Below are 17,066 nucleotides of genomic sequence, written 5' to 3'. Positions count from 1 at the left end.
ATGCGAATATGGGTGGGCGGCCGGGCACTGTCCAGCCGCCTGAACGGCGGCGGCCCGCTCGCGGGGCGGACGCGGGCAAGGCGCGGACTGCGGTCAGGCGCGGTCGTCCACCTCGCCGGTGGAGGCCGACCGCCCGCGATGACGGCAGACCATGATCGAGGCGGCCGACGTCATCCGCCAGGCGATATAGGCGAGAATGACCAGCACCAGGGCCGAAAACGCCACCAGCACGCCCAGCGGCGGGTCGAACGAGACGCGCACGAGGTAGACGTAGAAGCTGAGCAGGGCGATCGAAAGCAGCGATCCGCCGCGCGTGCACCGCCCCGACATCAGCCATACCGCGCAGATGGCGAGAAACAGGTTGCCGACGTGATGCGCGACGAGAAAGAAGCCGCTCATGGCGTCGGGACCGGGCACAAGGTGCTCATACCCCGCCGGCATCGCCGCCGGGAACATGCTCAGAAAGGCGACCACCGCCGCGAAGGCGCCAAGCCCCAGGCGGGCGCTCATCAATGCATCCTGAAACGAAATCGTCATGACCTGCCTCGATCCTGCTTACCGGCCCCGAGGAGCCGTGGTTTTTTGCAACCCTTGAGGGAACCGTGGCACGGATAAGTCCCGCAAGGAATGTGCAAGTTCGCCAGACCGGTTCAACGAAAACGCACGCCCCGCCCGGCCCCTCGCCGCAGGATCAGTCGCAAAGGCCGCAGACGCAGCCCCGCGGGTTGGGAAATATGCCCTCGAGCCAGGAGATCACCCGTTCGATGCGCGGATCGTCGCGCCGCGTTTCATGATAGACCAGCCAGATATGGCCCTCGCCGAAGTCGTCGGGCCGCTGGATCGGTTCGAGATCGTCATGCAGCCCGGCCACGCATGTGGGCAACGGCCCGGCAAGCCCGCAGAGCCGCATCGCGTCCGCGAGGCTGAGAAGCGAATGAAACCGCGCGGCGGGCGCGCCCGCGAGATGCTTGTGGGCATGCTGCATGAACGGGTTGCCCTGCATCGTCCGGCTGAGCCCGAGCCAGCCCGGCGCCGGGCCTGCGCCGGGGGGGCGGTAGATCCCGATCCGGAAGGTGGCCAGCTTGCGCCGCACCAGCCGGCCCTCGCAGGGTTCGGGGTATTGCAGCGCGAGATCCGCCTCCCCCCGCGCGAGGCTGTAGGGTTTGGTGGTGTAATCGAGCTGCACCTCCAGGGCGGGATTGTCGGCGAGGAAGGCCGGCACCGCCGGCACCAGCGCGAGCGAGTTGACGAAGGGCTTGCTGCTGATCATCACCTGCCCCGACAGGTCCCGCGCCCCCCGCGCGAGGCTGTATTCCGCCGTCATCATCGCCGCCCGCATCGTCCGCGCCGTCGCAATCAGGCTCTTGGCCATCGCCGTCGGCCGCCAGCCCTCGCCGGACCGCTCCATCAGTACGCAGCCGACCTCCTCCTCGAGCCGCTTCACCCGGCGAGAAACGGTCGTCACATTGCTGCCGAGGCTTTCGGCCGCGCCCGAAAGGGTTCGGTGCTCGGCCACGGCGAGCAGGTATTTCAGGTCGTCCCAGTTCGTTTCCATAGTTGGTTCCGCTCAACCTCGCCCACAAACCGCGAGACGTCGGGATGAAACGCATCCCGCGACATCGCTCCAGCCATTGAAACCTTGAACTTTTCTGCGCCGCTGTTCGTCAGGGCGCCCCGCCACGCACCGGCAGGGTGATACATGTCCCCGCCGGTTCGCCGCCGTACATGCGGCGGCATCAATCAGGGGAATGCCCAATTTCTAGTCAGCGCTCCAAGCCCGTGTCAACGTCCGCGGGCGAAATGCCGAGTCCGGCGAGCGCCCGGCCCGGGATTTCGCCAGCCGCCGGCCCGCCATCCGATTGCGCCCCCGGCCCCCTTTCGCTATCTGGAGCGCGAGACAGCCAACACGGGAGCACCCCCATGCCTGACACCAACCCCCTCCGCCTCGGGATCGCGGGCCTCGGCACCGTGGGTGTGGGCGTCGTGAAGATCGTGCGCAAACACGCCAAGCTGCTGGAAGCACGCGCCGGGCGGCCGATCGAGATCATCGCCGTCTCGGCCCGCTCGCGCGACAAGGATCGCGGCGTCGACATCGCCCGCTACGATTGGGAGGACGATCCCGTCGCCATGGCCCGGCGCGACGATATCGACGTGCTGGTGGAACTCATGGGCGGCTCCGACGGCCCCGCCAAGGCCGCCGTGGAGGCCGCCATCGCCAGCGGCAAGCACGTGGTCACCGCCAACAAGGCGCTGCTCGCCCATCACGGGCAGGATCTCGCCGCCGCGGCGGAGAAGGCCGGCACCGTGCTGCGCTTCGAGGCCGCCGTGGCCGGTGGCATCCCGGTGATCAAGGCGCTCACCGAGGGGCTCGCCGGCAACGAGATCACCAAGGTGATGGGGGTGATGAACGGCACCTGCAACTACATCCTCACCCGGATGGAAGCCACCCACCAGGGCTACAACGCGCTGTTCGAGGAGGCCCACAAGCTGGGCTTCCTCGAAGCCGACCCGCAGCTCGACGTGGGCGGGATCGACGCCGGCCACAAGCTGAGCCTGCTGGCCTCGATCGCCTTCGGCACCCAGGTGAACTTCGACGCGGTGGAACTGGAGGGGATCGAGCAGATCTCGCTGCGCGACATCGAGGAAGCCGCCGAGATGGGCTACCGGATCAAGCTGCTCGGCGTGGCGCAGATGACCGGGCGCGGGCTGGAGCAGCGCATGAGTCCCTGTCTCGTGCCCGCCGCCTCGCCGCTGGGCCAGCTCGAGGGCGGCACCAACATGGTGGTGATCGAGGGCGACAGCGTCGGCCAGATCGTGATGCGCGGCGCCGGTGCGGGCGAGGGCCCGACCGCCAGCGCGGTGATGGGCGACGTGGTCGACCTCGCGCGCGGGCTCGACATCTCGACCTTCGGCATGCCCGCCTCGCGCCTGGTGCCGGCCAAGCCCGCCACCGCCGCGGTGCCGGCGGCCTATTATCTGCGGATGGAACTCGAGGACAAACCGGGCGCGCTCGCCAAGGTCGCCGCCGCGCTCGGCGAGGCCGGCGTGTCGATCGACCGGATGCGCCAGCACGGCCACCAGAACACGGTGGCGCCGGTGATCGTCGTCACCCACAGGTGTTCGCGCGCCCAGATCGACGCCGCGATGGAGGGGCTGGCGAAGACCCCGGTGGTCAAAGGCGAGACCGTGGCGATCCGCATCGAGGAAGTCTGAGTTTCGTCCCGCTGGCGCGGGCCGACCCGGAGGGGGGCGCTGCCCCCCTCTTGGCCTGCGGCCAATTCACCCCCCGAGGTATTTTTGCCAGGATGAAGGGGCAGGCCCGGTCGTCGTCACGGCCGTGCGGCAAGGCCGGGGCGCACGGCGATCCCGGTCCGGACGGCCCTGACTCCGGGCAAACTGCGGATTAGCCGGTCTGGTAGCGCAAACTGTCCGCCGCCTGTCTTGGCCGGGTCACGCCGCGCTGTTATCGAGGGGCAGCCCGTAACCCTCGAAGGATGATCCCATGACCGCCTCCCCCGTCGTTTTCGCCGACCGCATGCTCTCGCTCGGCCTCGCCCGCGTCTCGGAGGCCGCCGCGGTCGCCTCCTACAAACTGGTCGGCCGCGGCGACGAGAAGGCCGCCGACCAGGCCGCTGTGAACGCGATGCGCGACCAGCTCAACCTGCTCGACATCAAGGGCGTGGTGGTGATCGGCGAGGGCGAGCGCGACGAGGCGCCGATGCTGTTCATCGGCGAGGAGGTGGGCAACGGCAACGGCCCCGAGGTCGACATCGCGCTCGATCCGCTCGAGGGCACGACGCTGACCGCCAAGGACATGCCGAACGCGCTCACCGTGATCGCCCTCGCCCCGCGCGGCACGCTGCTGCACGCGCCCGACGTCTACATGGACAAGCTCGCGATCGGGCCGGGCTACCCGCGCGACGTGGTGAGCCTGGAGATGAGCCCGTCCGAGCGCATCGAGGCGCTGGCCAAAGCGCGCGGCTGCAAGCCCGATGACATCACCGTCTGCGTGCTGGAGCGCCCCCGGCACGAGGAAATGATCGCCGAGATCCGCTCGACCAGGGCGGCGATCCGGCTGATCACCGACGGTGACGTGGCCGGCGTGATCCACACCGCCGAGGCGCAGCGCACCGGGATCGACATGTACATGGGCTCGGGCGGCGCGCCGGAGGGGGTTCTGGCGGCCGCGGCGCTCAAGTGCATGGGCGGGCAGATGTGGGGCCGGCTGACCTTCCGCAACGACGACGAGCGCGGCCGCGCCCGGAAAGCCGGCATCACCGATCTCGACCGGATCTATGCCCGTGACGACATGGTGACCGCCGACGTGATCTTCGCCGCCACCGGCGTGACCGATGGCTCGATCGTCGCCGGCCTGAAGCACGAGCCGGGCTGGATCGAGGCCGAGACGCTGCTGATGCGCTCGAAGTCCGGCTCGCTGCGCCGGATCACCTACCGCAACCCGACGAACCGGGTGGACATATGACCGCCCGCGCGCTGCTTCTGGTCGATATCCAGGTCGCTTTCGCTGATGCCTGGTGGGGCGCACGCAACAATCCCCAGGCGGAGGAAAACGCCGGGCGGCTGCTGGCGCATTGGCGCGCGGCGGGGGCGCAGGTCTACCACGTGCGCCATCTCTCGGTGGAGCCGCAAAGCCCGCTCAACCCCGCCTTCGGCAAGGTCGATTTTCACCCCGCCGTCGCCCCCGCAGCCGGCGAGCCGGTGTTCGAGAAGAGCGTCAACTCCGCCTTCATCGGCACCGGGCTGGAGGAGCGCCTGCGCGCCGATGGCGTCGAGGCGCTGGTGATCTGCGGGCTGACCACGCCGCACTGCGTTTCCACCACCACGCGGATGGCGGCGAACCTGGGGTTTTCGGTCGAGCTGGTGCACGACGCCTGCGCCGCCTTCGCCCAGAACGCCGATACGAGCTGGCGCGACGGTGGCAAGGCCGATCCGAAGTTCATCCACCAGGCCGCGCTCGACCATCTGCACGGCGAGTTCGCCGAGGTGGTGGGCGTGACGGAGATGCTGTCAGAGGCGCCGTGAGCCGGCACCGGCGGGTCGCGGGGGGGGCCCGCCGCTCCCCGCCACCTGCCCCGGCCCGGCGCGCGCGCCACTGGACCTCTGCGCCCGCGCCCCGTAGAGATTGTCCATGTCTGCCTTTCTCGACGTTGAAACCTCCCTCACCGGGCGCCGCTGGGCCGGCCCCTCGGTCGAGCTTGCCCGTTACGCGGAGGCGCTGGAACAGGCCACCGGCCTGCCCCGCGCGGTGGCCGCCGTGCTCGCGCGGCGCGGCGTCGACCCGTCTGAAGCGGCGGCCTTCCTTGCCCCCACGATCCGCGACACCCTGCCCGATCCGCGCAGCCTGAAAGACATGGAAACCGCCGCCGACCGGCTGCTGAGCGCCATCGACAAGGGCGAGCGGGTGGCGATCTTCGCCGATTACGACGTCGACGGCGGCGCTTCGGCGGCGCTGCTGATCGACTGGATGCGCGGCTTCGGCCAGGCGCCCACGCTCTACATCCCCGACCGGATCGAGGAAGGCTACGGCCCCAACGTGCCGGCGATGGAGATGCTCGCCGATGGCCACACGCTGATCGTCTGCGTCGATTGCGGCACGCTGAGCCACGAGCCGATCGCGGCGGCCGTAGCCAAAGGCGCCGACGTGGTGGTGCTCGACCATCACCTCGGCGGCGAGACCCTGCCGCCCGCGCTCGCGGTGGTGAACCCGAACCGGCAGGACGAGGCGGGCGCGCCGGGTTATCTCTGCGCCGCCGGGGTGGTGTTCCTGCTTCTGGTCGAGGCCGGGCGCCGGCTGCGCGAAGCCGGGCGCACGGGGCCCGACCTGATCGCGCTGCTCGACCTCGTGGCGCTGGCCACGGTGGCGGACGTGGCGCCGCTGGTGGAGGCGAACCGGGCGCTGGTGTTGCAGGGGCTGAAGATCATGGCGCGGCGCGCGCGCCCGGGGCTGGTGGCGCTGGGGGACGTGGCACGGATGAACACCGCGCCCGCGCCCTATCACCTCGGCTTCCTGCTCGGCCCCCGGGTCAACGCCGGTGGCCGGATCGGGGCCGCGGATCTCGGCGCGCGGCTGCTCGCCACCACCGACCCCAACGAGGCCCGCGCGATGGCCGAACGGCTCGACGCGCTCAACAGCGAGCGGCGCGAGATCGAGGCGGAAGTGCTCGCCGGCGCACTGGCGCAGGCCGAGGCGCGCGGTTTCGAGGCGCCGCTGGTCTGGGCGGCGGCGGATGGCTGGCACCCCGGCGTCGTCGGCATCGTCGCCTCGCGGCTGAAGGAAGCCGCCCACCGCCCCGCCGTGGTGATCGGTTTCGAGGCCGACGAGGGCAAGGGCTCGGGTCGCTCGATCAACGGCGTCGATCTTGGTGCGGCGGTGCAGAAACTCGCGGCGGAAGGGCTGATAACGCGGGGCGGCGGCCACCGGATGGCGGCGGGGCTCAGCCTGACGCGCGCCCAGCTCGAACCGGCGATGGCGCGGCTTTCAGACCTCCTCGCGCGCCAGGGCGCGGGCAAGATGGGGCCACGCGCGCTCGATCTCGACGGGATCCTGATGCCGGGCGCGGCGACGGTGGAACTGATCGAGCAGATCGAGGCCGCCGGGCCTTTCGGCGCGGGCGCGCCGGCGCCGCGCTACGCCTTTCCCGACGTGGTGATCGATTTCGCCAAGCCGGTGGGCCAGAACCACCTCAAGATCGCGTTCTCCGACGGCCTCGGCGCAAGGCTCGAGGCGATCGCCTTCGGCGCCTTCGACACCCCCCTCGGCCCCGCGCTCGCGGGCCACGGCGGCGCGCGGTTCCACCTTGCCGGGCGGCTCGAACTCAACCACTGGAACGGCCGCACGATGCCGCAGCTCCGGCTCGAGGACGCCGCCCCGGCCTGACCGCGCGAAAGCGTGTTTTTTTCTCCGGCGGCCGAAGAATCCTCTTGCCCTCCCCCCGGCCTTTCCCTAGAAACCGCCGCACCGACAGAGTGGCCCGTTCGTCTATCGGTTAGGACGCCAGGTTTTCAACCTGGAAAGAGGGGTTCGATTCCCCTACGGGCTGCCACGGTTCTCCATCCCCCTTTTCCCCTGATTTGCAGAACTTGGCGGCCCATTGCCAACGATGGATCCGGCTGAAAGCAGTTTGGCCGACGGCCACGAACGGCCACATCAGGCAGGGCCAGACGTGGTTGGTGGAAGTCGAAATCCCCCGGGGTTGCGCAACGCGACTTCGCGGAGAAATCGCGCTTCAATCAGCCCGGTCTTTCCGCGCCTTGCGCTGCGTGCATCGGGGCCGGCCATTGGCACGGCAGGCGTGACGTCTCGGCCAGCCTCACTGTTTGCCCGTGTGAAACCTCGATTTGCCGAAGCATCGATACGATCTGTTCGGGCTTCTCTTGTTTCCCAGCCATCACAGATCCTCAAAAAGCTCAGGGCGGCGGTAAATCCAATTCTCGATGAAAGAAGGGGCGAGGGCATGAAATCTCCCCGACTTCGCCCGCCGACATTTTTATTGCCGCGGTCGGTCTTCACGAGGTTTGCCGGCCCGCGTCAATCGGCGCCTGGCGTGACCGCTATCTTTTCTGGTGGAAAAAGACTATGATTAATTGCCAATCGAATCTCTGTCTGAGTCTCAAAAATTTCTTTGGCTGGGACTCGAAAATTCGGCTGAGCGCAGTCCAGGCAGAGTGTCACTCTTTTTGGATTGGAGAAAATAATGTCACCTATTAAAAACCTGATCAGGCCATCAGTGAAGACGGCGTTGCTGGCTTGCGTGGCGGCTAGCGCGTTGACGTTGGTCTCCGTTGACTTCGCGGTTGCACAAGGCAACGGCCAGGGCAGCGGCGGCGGCAGCCAGGGCAGCGATGGTGGCGGCCAGGGCAGCGGCGGCAGCCAAGCCGGAGGCGGCGGCCAGGGTAGCGGCGGCAGCGGCGAAGGTAGCGGCGGCGGCCAAGGTGCAGGCCAAGGCGGTGCTGGCAGCAGCGACGATGGCGGCGGCACATCACCCACCGGCGGCGGACGTCCCGATGACAAGGGAGGAAAACCGGCCGACTCTGGCGGCGGCGGCGAGACAGATTCCGATCGTCCCGATTGGGCTGGCACACCGGGAGGTTCCGCGGATCGCGGTTCTCCGCCGGATGCTGGCGGCGGTGGCGACCTCTACGGGGATCTCTACGTCATCCTGCGTGACGATCAGGGCATTCCGATCCTGAACGACGACGGTTTCGTTCAACCTGTCGCCGAGGATGGAAGCCTTGTCCCGCTCGACGAAGAGGGCCACGTTCTCGATGAGACACTGGTCCAGGAGGTCGAGATCGGGCGCTTGAACATCAGCCGCGCTCCGGACGATGTTCTCGAGGGCCGCAGCGAGGAAGTGGTCGCACTCCTCAATAGCGCGGATGCGATCTCTTTCGATCCCGCTGGTCGGCTCGTCGTCACGGTTGACGGTCAAACGAGCACGATCGACTCGCCGCTCGAAAACCTCTCGATCTATGTCGCCCTGATGGAAACGGGAACGATCGAGGGCGTGAATAACCCGGTGGTGAACAGCCTGTTCCTCGCCGACGGCGTGAAAACCGTCGAGGATCTGGAAGCTGCAGCGACTTTCCTTGCAGGTGCGACCGACAAGACCGGCGTATTCTCCACGGACGAGATCGCCTACGTCAACCTGATCCTGGGCATTGAACCGAGCGTGGTCGAAGGGACGGACGTTCAGTATTCGGGCGTCGATTTCTCGGAGTTCACTTACGATCGGGTCGCTACCTACGACGGCGTCAAGACCACGATCCTGGTCAAACAGGATGATGGAAGCTGGCTGGAGCAGGAAATCGACGTTTACGAGACGATTTTCAACAGTGTCGACGACGACGTCGAAGACGGCACCATCGGCGCCTTCACACAGGCCGCCGACGACTCGCGGGTGGTGATCAACTACATCCACGAGTACGAAGTCCCGGTTTTGCCGGAAGACCTGTAACATCATTGGGAGGCGCTGAATATCACGGCGCCTCCCGCGCCCTCGGCCGCAGCGTGGTGCGAGAGAAGACCTTTTTTCATATGCCGGGCTTGCGCGCTAATGAATATTTAATTTTGAAAAGCCGGCTGAATAGTTCAGCGATATAATCTGCATCAGCGTCAGGCATCAAGCCGAAATCAGTTTACCCGCATATTCGATCTGGAAACGACGCAAGACGACACATAGAATACTTTTTTCGCGGCACCAATGGGCTCATGAGCGGCTTAATTTCATGGCCGGCTCACGCATAATCATACTCCGGATTTCGAATGAGCCAGGCACGGCCCTGAATCTCGGGCGGCGAAGCCGGACGATCCCGCGTTCTGGCGCGACGCGTTTCCCTGTCTTTTAGCCTGCGACAGTTTGTCTCGGTACGACGCGTCGTGCCGTCACATTCATGCCCGAATTTCAAGGTGATTTGGCGATCACTGAGGCCATGCGCCGCAAACCGTCAGATCGAGCAGGAGAACAGACGAGAATGAAAAACCACAAGACACGAACCCTTGTTGCAGCCTTCGCAGCCCTCGCTTTCCTGGGCACCCCGTCCCTTGCAGCCCATAACAACCCCTGGGCCTCGGAGGGCGATGTTCTCCTGTCCAAGAACCATGACGATAATCAGCTCAAGAGCGTCGGCACACCCGGTCAGGACGAAATGCGCGGCGAGATGAAGCTCGACGCGGGCACCAACTCCGGCGCCAAGGGCTTCTCGCCCCGCACCGCCGGCGGCACCGCCAAAGCCGGCGCATCGGCTGGCGGCAAGGGCGCAAAAGGCAAAGGCGGCAAGGCTGGGGGCGGCACATCCCGTCGCGGCAAGTGACGACACCCAGGCCAGGCGCCGGTTCAGGGGCATGCGGCATCACCGCGTGACCTGATCGCCCGCGATCCGGCGCGTTTCACACGGAGCAAAAAAAAGAATGCGCGAGGACCCCCTCGCGCATTCATGTTTTCACTTTGGCCGACGGGCCCGGGTGCGTGGCCTCAGAAGGTCACTTCGAAGGAGGCGCGCACCGTGTGGCGGCTATAATCGTTGCTGAACAGTGCGCCGCGGTATTCCAGCGCGAGGCTGCCCGCCTCGCCGATCTTCGCTTTCGCACCGGCGCCGATATCGAACCAGTTGGCCGAGGCGCCATCGACGAAGGTGGTGCCGTTGAGAACGGAACCGAACTGGAACGGAACGGCGAGATCATCGCTGCTCATCATCGCGTAGGCCGCGTGGCCGAAGATGGAGAAGCTGTCGGAAAGATCGACGCTGCCTTTCAGCCCGAGGTTGCCGGTGAACACATCGCTGGTGAAACCGTCCATCGTGACGTTGTAGAGGCCGGCACCGGTTTCGGTGAAGCCATCCGTCGAGATGTGATGGTATTCGAGCGAGGCCATCGGGCCGACCTGGAAGCTGCCCATCGAGGCCATCCACTCACCCGAAACCGCCAAGAACAGGTCGGAGGCCGGGTTCGTGCCGGTCGCGGTGCCGGTGAAGACCGGGGTATCGATGTTGCGGATGCTTTCGATGTCGCCCATCTGGTAGCCGATCACACCGTTCAGCTTCACGCCATTGTCGAACGCGCCGCGGCCGAACACCGCGCCGCCGAAGCTCTGCTGCGAGAGGCTGCCGCGGTTGTCGTTGATCGTGGCGTCGGTCTTGCCGAAGCTGAACGCCACGCCGGCTTCGACATTGTCGTTCAACAGCATGGTGCTGAGACCGGCGGTGGCAGTGTAGCCGTTGAAGTCGTAGCCGATCGAGTTGGGCGTGTCGGCGACAGACCCCATGCTGCCCGCAACCGCCACGAAACCTTCGAGCGATCCGGCCATCGCCCAGTTCGCGCCGGCATCGACGATCTCGCCGTTCTTCGACGACATCGTGCCGAACGATGCGCCGTAGGCGCTGCCGTTGGCCAGCGACGAGCCGAACAGGATGTTGCCGATGGACTGGCTGGCCATCTCGTAGCCGATATTGCGCTGCGCGCCGAGGAAGCTGTAGCCAAGCCGCTCGAGGTAGAGCTGGGCGTCGGCCACCGGCAGGCCCTCAAGCGTTGCGATATCCGCAATGTAAGTCGGGTCAGCGCCGAGGTAGGGGATGTTGGCCGCATCGAGCGCACCCGCCACGCCGAACTGGTAGAGCGTGTCGGTAAGCTCCACGATGGGCGCGAAGCGCGGCGCGATGCGAACGGTGAACTGGCCTTCCTCGACGTTGCCGACGGTGATCGTGTAGTTGAGGTTGGCGTTGCGCAGGTCTTCGATCTTGCCGACGGAGAACAACTCGTCACCTTCCATTGCGTCAACGATCGCGGCGGGCACGGGATCGCCGCCGGCGGTGTAGCCCAGGTCGGGAACGGTCACGCCGAGATCCGCCGCGATGGCGGCGAGCCTTGCGTCGAGTGCGGCGGCGTTGGCTGGAGTATCGGCCGTGCCGAGGTTGCCATAATACCACGTATCGTTGCCGACGTGGTACCACGTCAGCAGGGCATCTTCATCCCCCGCGACGTTGGGGGTTTCGTCCCAGAATACGCCGTCAGGCGCGTTCGCGTCATTGAGCATCGCGGTGCCGAAGTTGTCGGCATAGACCGTGTCGATCGAGCCGTCTCCATCCGAGTCTTCGGTCATCAGGATCGACCCAAGGTCCAGCACGTCGGACGACGCGGTGAGGTCGAAACTGGCGTCATCGCCGGAGAAGAAGCCGGTAGCGGCCTCCTGTCCACCGTTGCCGAACAGGCCGTGAACCACATGGATCGTCGGCGCGAGCGACTCGTGGAGCGTGGGATCGAGGTTGAACAACACGGCTTCCGCCGCCGCCCGGTCGCTCATCGGGTTGCCGTCGGCATCCAGGAGTTCGATCGTGAAGCCGGTGATCCGCGCCGCTGTGAAGTTCGAAATCTTGCCGAAGGTGAAGTAATCCACCAACGGGTAGTCCGTGCTTGGCGTGGTGCTCAGAAGCGCGTCGAACGGGCCGGGGCCGTAGAGGTGCGTCTTGATACGCTTGCCCGAAGCCGGTGCCGAGTCGCAGAAATTCTCGTTGCTGGCCATGATGCAGTTGGTGGTTTCACCGCGGCTGCCAATCGTGGTGTAGTCGGTAACGATGTTCTCGAACGGATCGAGATAAAGCCACTTCGGCGGGTTTGGTCCGGGCACCCGCGTAGAGGTGAAGGTCACCGCCTTCATGCCGGGCTCGACGACGCCTTCTGTCGTGTCCACGTAGACGATGCCGTCCCCCGAAGTCTCGATCAGGACGTCGTCATCCAGCAACCCGCCGAAGGCGGGCGCCCCGAGCGCAGCGATCATAGCGATCGGCGCAGCCGTTGCGAGTTTTTTGTTCACACCACGCGACATTTTATTCTCCATTTCCCTGCGGCTGAAACGCCGCTCCCCGTAATTCCTGTCAGACTGGAGACACCACCTCAGCGGGTTCGACCCGGCACGCGGCGCGATGCCCCCGGCGTCGTCTGGACGCCCTGAGGAGTGATCTTTTCTCGTGAACCTTTCGAGATGATTGTGACCCGAGTGAAACCACATTGCTCATTTGCGACTATCGTATCACTAACGATATCCACCGTGCCAGTGCCGCCAGCGAGTATTCGGAATTCCGCATATAAAAGCTGCGGAATTCGCGACGGTTGTGATCGTATTGCAACAATGGCCGCCGGTTGGACCACCCTGTCCCGAATGCCGATCAACGAGACCGCCTCGCCTCCCCGTCGAAAGGATACCATCGCCGGTGACCAAGGCAGAGAATCAGGCCGGTACGGCCAGCGTGCCCGGCTCGGCTGTCGACAAGATCGAGACTGCGGGCAAACCGGGATCCGGCGGGGAGCCGAACGCAACAGGGCCGCGGCTGGCGCGGCCCTGTGCGGGGGTTGGTCACCCTGGGGGAGATTTCAGTGCGCGGGCCTGATGAAGGTGCCGTTGCGCAGTTCGTTCACCGCCGCCATGATCTCCTGGCGCGTGTTCATAACGATCGGCCCGTGCCAGGCCACCGGCTCGCGGATCGGGGCGCCCGAGACGAGCAGAAAGCGCACGCCCTCCGGGCCGGCCTGCACGGTGATCTCGTCACCGGTGCCGAAACGGACGACGGTGCGGTTGCCCGACATGTCGCGGATGTTGACCTCCTCGCCCATCACCTCCTTCTCCAGCAGCACCCCCTCGGGCCGGCTGGCGTCGGCGAAGGCGGCGGCGCCTTCGAAAACATAGGCGAAGGTGCGCTTGTAGGTGTCGACCTTAAAGGTCTTCCTGCGCCCGGCGGGCACGGAGATATCGAGGTATTGCGGATCGGCGGCGATGCCGTCGACCGGGCCGCTCTGGCCCCAGAACGCGCCCACAATCACCCGCACCGCGGTGCCATCGTCATCGACGACGACGGGGATATCGCTCCCCTTGATGTCCTGGTAGCGCGGCGTGGTCATCTTCAGGCTGGACGGCAGGTTGGCCCAGAGCTGGAAACCATGCATCTGCCCGCGCGTGTTTCCGCTGGGCATCTCCTGGTGCATGATGCCGGAGCCGGCCGTCATCCACTGCACGTCGCCGGCACCGAGGGTGCCCCGGTTGCCAAGGCTGTCGCCGTGCTCGACCTCGCCCGCGAGGACGTAGGTGATGGTTTCGATCCCCCGGTGCGGGTGCCACGGGAAGCCGCGGATGTAGTCATCCGGGGTTTCGCCACGGAAATCGTCGAACAGCAGGAACGGATCATAGGCCTCGGGCTCGTGGAAGCCGAAGGCTCGGTGAAGCTTCACGCCGGCGCCTTCGAGCGTGGGCGTTGCGGAATTGGTCGAAACGATGGGTCGGACAGACATGATGCGCCTCCTTTGCCCCCAAGGTAGGCGCGCGGCATCCGCCGGGCAATCGTCGCGATGGTGAGCAGCGGCGCATGGCTTGTGCGCGGATGCACAGGGATCAGACGCCGCAGCCCACGCCGTCGAAGCACAGCTGAGGGGCGAAACGCGGCCGGGTCATCACCACGTCGGTCAGGATCCGCGGCCCGACCCCGGTGAGCGCCTGCGAGAACGGCGGCTGGTATTGCATCGCGGTTTCCACGATGATCACCCGCTCGCCGGCCGCGACCCAGGGGATGATCGGCTCCAGCTTCGCCATGATGTCGTCGTTCGAATAGGTCTCGAGGTTGTCGGTGGCGCGCGACCAGTCGCGCTCCAGCACCCGGTAACTCTCGCCGCAATCGGCGGTGCAATGCACGACCGTGACGCGCAGCCATGCGCCGTCGTCGGAGCGGGTGAGGTATTCGTAGAGCCGCTCGGCGCCGATGATGTAATTCATGTCGATCACGTTGGTCTCGCGCGAAAGCACGTCGGAGATCGCGTAATTCGCCTTCAGCGCCAGCGCCTTGATGCGGTAGACATCGAAGAAGGAATAGACCGCGAGGAAGCTCCACAGCAGGAGCGGCAGGATCAGCACCGCCTCGACCGACAGGCTCGCATCGTCGCGCGCGGCGAAGCGGCGCAACGGGCCGGGGATGCGGGAGACGAGAGAGGCGGAGAAGGTGGCGAGGGTGCGCATCATGTCCTCCTCAAGGCTCGTTCACGAAGGTGGAGACAGCGGTAATCATGTGCCCGCCCGAGGGATCGCGCGGCAGGTCCATCACGAAGGGGGTGGTGCCGAAGAACGGGTTGAGCACGGCGCAGGCGCGCACCAGCATCACCTCGTTGCGCCGGCCGAAGTTGAACGTCACCGCCGGCTGCACCTCTTCCTCGCGATCGACGCAGACCAGCCCGGTATCGGGCATTTGCCAGCTATCGGTCGAGATCTCGCGCAGCTCCACCATGATCGCGTTCGGGCAATCGCGGAAGATCAGCGTATCCTCGCAGATGCGCCTTTTCAGCTCGTCCTGCGTGGCCGGCTCCAGCGTGCCGAGCCTGAGCAGCCGCACGTTGAGATCGACGGCGCGCTCGAGCATCACCGAGCGGGTCAGGTAGATCGACACCTCGAACGCCGAGAAGAACAGCGTGAGGATCGCCGGGAACAGGATGACGAACTCGATCGTCGCCGATCCGTCTTCCCGTTTGAACGCCTTTTTCAGGCTTTTCATTATTTCTGCTCCTGCCCTGAGCATGGTCATGATCCCTAGTTGATGAGCCTGAGCTTGGCGATCTCGCGGGCGATGGCCGAGAAGGCATCCGCCAGGTTGAGGCCGTTCGCGTCGAAGTAGTGCGCCGGGCTCGAGGCGCAGTTGCGCAAGGCGGTGCGGCCGGCGCTCGGCGCTTCGAAACCGATGGTGTAGATCGTGATGCCTTCGGCCTTCGCGGCGTCGCAGATCGAGGCCAGCCGCGCATCCTTCACGTTGCGGCCGTGATAGGAACCTTGCTCGGGCAACCAGGAGAACCGCTCGTACCAGGACCAGGTCTTCCACCGCCACAGGTCGACATAGTCGAGCTGCTGGGCGCCGTTGCCCTCGTCAACCTCGTTGCAGTCCTGATAATACCCGGTCTGCCAGCTGTATTTCCAGACACATTCCTCGTAGGTGCCGGTGCCGTAGGGATGATCCTGCCAGCTGCCGTCGTGATCCCAGTAATACCAGTCGGTTCCGTTGTAGAGGTAGTGCACGGAGTACTTGTTGCCGAGCGTGCCATCGCTCCTGATGTCGCGATATACCGGCGAGGGGCCCTCGCGGAACCCGTCATGAAGGTAATGCTGGCCGGTGTTCTCGCCATCGGTCATCAGAACCATGAGTTTCTGCAACCCGCGGCGCGTGGGCGGCATCGGGCGGTCTTCGAAAACCTCTGCGACGATGTTGTCCGCTACCAGACCCTCGGTGATCGGCTGCATCGCCGGGTTCAGCAGGGCCACGCCCCACTTGGCGCCTACGTCGATCGAGGTGTTGCCCGAGGCGCCGAGCGCGTCGATCCGGTCGTGCAGCTCAGCGAGATTGCCATTCACCGGCGTGAAGGCGCGCCAGGAATCGGTGGCGCAGGTCCAGTCGCGCGGGGTGCTGCTCGACCCGCGCCAGGGATCGAAATGCCCGGTGCGCTGCAACGGCGTGTCCGGCGTGATCGCGGTGCTGTTGAAATCATCGCTGGCGAAGGTCACGCAGGACGAATAGGTGTGCTCGTCGGTCACGTTGAACTTCGACAGGATCCCCTCGCCGACCAGCGCCTGCTCGGCATAGGGCACGATCGAGACGGTGACCGTGTCCGGCTCGACGACGCAATCGGTCGTCGCGTCGGGCCGCGACGGATCGCAGATCACGATGTTGACGAATTTTTTCGCCGCGCGGCGGAGTTCCTCGATCCGGGTCCGGCCGGAGGAGGAGTTCCACCCCATCGAGCCCGACACGTCCACCACCAGCGAGATTTCGGTCAGCGAGGTCGCCTCTTCCGCCGCGCCCGATGCCGGGGCGGTCAGTTCGGAAATGCCGGCGAAGTTGAGGAAGGTCGAATTGACCTTCATCGAAGCGCTCGCCTCGACCCGCCGGGAGTGCGGGCGTTCGGTCACCGCGATATCATCGCGGGAAATATGCGCGCCGAGCCCGGCCTTGTTGAAATAGTCGAGCACGACGTCGCGCGCGTCGAGTTCCTGCTCGAGGCTGGCCGCCGCCAGCACGGCGCGGTCGAGCGTGCTTTGCAGCCGCGCGCGCTGCGCCTCGTAGCGCATGAAATCGACGGCCATCCCGCCCACGGTGAGGATCAACACGAAGATGATCAACCCGAAGATGATGAACGAGCCGTCTTCCGAGCGCAGGAACCGCGCGCGCGCCGTCTGTCGGGGCGTGGGGGCCTGGGTCTGAATTTTGTCGAGCCGGTCCATGTCGGCCTCTCTTTTCTGCACAGCCGAGCGGCGCTCGGGTTTCCGCGCCTGATAATCCGACCCTTTTGAACGCGATCAGCGTGGCCGAATTGAGGCAAAATCGGGGTTTTTGTGGCGGATTGGCGCGGCCAGGCCGACGGCCGCCCGGCCAGCGCACGATTGCCCCAGCGGCGCGGACAATCCGCCTTGCTTTTGCGCAAGGTGTTAAGATTTTCCTGCCATTTCGACGCGCCCGGCCCATCGGGCCCTCCACTGGGGATTGAGGCCCGCCGCCGGCGCCCCTATGTCTGGACGATGCGATCAAGAGGA

The 17,066-nt window shown here is 66.0% G+C and carries 13 protein-coding genes and 1 tRNA gene; 7 read left to right on the top strand and 7 right to left on the bottom strand.

Annotation, left to right across the window (positions count from 1 at the left end; genetic code table 11):
* Positions 1–93: 93 nt before the first annotated feature.
* Positions 94–510, bottom strand: a complete 417-nt coding sequence (locus IEW01_RS13220) for a hypothetical protein (protein ID WP_188528452.1) — start codon at positions 508–510, stop codon at positions 94–96.
* A 181-nt stretch (positions 511–691) separates the two neighbouring features.
* Positions 692–1,555, bottom strand: coding sequence for a LysR family transcriptional regulator (locus tag IEW01_RS13215; protein ID WP_188528450.1), 864 nt, complete (start codon positions 1,553–1,555; stop codon positions 692–694).
* Between the two features lie 365 nt (positions 1,556–1,920).
* On the opposite strand from IEW01_RS13215, the gene IEW01_RS13210 reads away from it, so the two are divergent.
* The 7 genes from IEW01_RS13210 to IEW01_RS13180 all read left to right on the top strand — a co-directional run bounded on the left by IEW01_RS13210 (position 1,921) and on the right by IEW01_RS13180 (position 9,831).
* Positions 1,921–3,213 carry a homoserine dehydrogenase gene (locus tag IEW01_RS13210; protein WP_188528448.1) on the top strand — a complete coding sequence of 431 codons (1,293 nt, stop codon included), beginning with the start codon at positions 1,921–1,923 and terminating at the stop codon, positions 3,211–3,213.
* Between the two features lie 289 nt (positions 3,214–3,502).
* On the top strand, positions 3,503–4,483 hold the full coding sequence (glpX, locus tag IEW01_RS13205; RefSeq protein ID WP_188528446.1) for a class II fructose-bisphosphatase: 981 nt from the start codon (positions 3,503–3,505) through the stop codon (positions 4,481–4,483).
* On the top strand, positions 4,480–5,043 hold the full coding sequence (locus IEW01_RS13200; protein ID WP_188528444.1) for a cysteine hydrolase family protein: 564 nt from the start codon (positions 4,480–4,482) through the stop codon (positions 5,041–5,043). Before glpX ends, IEW01_RS13200 begins: the two co-directional genes overlap by 4 nt.
* Positions 5,044–5,149: 106 nt before the next feature.
* Positions 5,150–6,898 carry a single-stranded-DNA-specific exonuclease RecJ gene (gene recJ / locus IEW01_RS13195; protein WP_188528442.1) on the top strand — a complete coding sequence of 583 codons (1,749 nt, stop codon included), beginning with the start codon at positions 5,150–5,152 and terminating at the stop codon, positions 6,896–6,898.
* A 91-nt stretch (positions 6,899–6,989) separates the two neighbouring features.
* Positions 6,990–7,064: transfer RNA gene (locus IEW01_RS13190), tRNA-Glu, on the top strand.
* Positions 7,065–7,715: 651 nt separating this feature from the next.
* A complete protein-coding gene (locus IEW01_RS17785) occupies positions 7,716–8,975 on the top strand; it encodes a hypothetical protein (RefSeq protein WP_188528440.1) in 1,260 nt (419 codons plus the stop codon).
* Between the two features lie 436 nt (positions 8,976–9,411).
* Complete coding sequence (locus tag IEW01_RS13180) at positions 9,412–9,831, top strand: hypothetical protein (protein ID WP_188528438.1); 420 nt, start codon at positions 9,412–9,414, stop codon at positions 9,829–9,831.
* A gap of 161 nt (positions 9,832–9,992) precedes the next feature.
* Here IEW01_RS13180 and IEW01_RS13175 read toward each other — a convergent pair whose 3' ends face one another.
* The 5 genes from IEW01_RS13175 to IEW01_RS13155 all read right to left on the bottom strand — a co-directional run bounded on the left by IEW01_RS13175 (position 9,993) and on the right by IEW01_RS13155 (position 16,757).
* Positions 9,993–12,338, bottom strand: a complete 2,346-nt coding sequence (locus IEW01_RS13175) for a choice-of-anchor F family protein (protein ID WP_188528436.1) — start codon at positions 12,336–12,338, stop codon at positions 9,993–9,995.
* Between the two features lie 545 nt (positions 12,339–12,883).
* Positions 12,884–13,795 (bottom strand): pirin family protein, encoded by a 912-nt coding sequence (locus tag IEW01_RS13170; RefSeq protein ID WP_188528434.1) that lies wholly within the window; start codon positions 13,793–13,795, stop codon positions 12,884–12,886.
* 100 nt (positions 13,796–13,895) lie between these two features.
* Positions 13,896–14,516, bottom strand: coding sequence for a TadE/TadG family type IV pilus assembly protein (locus tag IEW01_RS13165; RefSeq protein WP_229738252.1), 621 nt, complete (start codon positions 14,514–14,516; stop codon positions 13,896–13,898).
* Between the two features lie 7 nt (positions 14,517–14,523).
* On the bottom strand, positions 14,524–15,042 hold the full coding sequence (locus IEW01_RS13160) for a TadE/TadG family type IV pilus assembly protein (protein WP_188528430.1): 519 nt from the start codon (positions 15,040–15,042) through the stop codon (positions 14,524–14,526).
* A gap of 35 nt (positions 15,043–15,077) precedes the next feature.
* The gene (locus IEW01_RS13155; protein ID WP_188528428.1) at positions 15,078–16,757 is read right to left on the bottom strand and encodes a TadE/TadG family type IV pilus assembly protein; all 1,680 of its coding nucleotides are present in this window, start codon (positions 16,755–16,757) and stop codon (positions 15,078–15,080) included.
* Between the last annotated feature and the right edge of the window lie 309 nt (positions 16,758–17,066).

Source organism: Sinisalibacter lacisalsi (assembly GCF_014640115.1).
Classification (GTDB): Bacteria; Pseudomonadota; Alphaproteobacteria; order Rhodobacterales; family Rhodobacteraceae; genus Sinisalibacter; species Sinisalibacter lacisalsi.
Note: the sequence above shows the minus strand (reverse complement) of the source record. Positions and strands in the feature narration are given on the sequence as shown.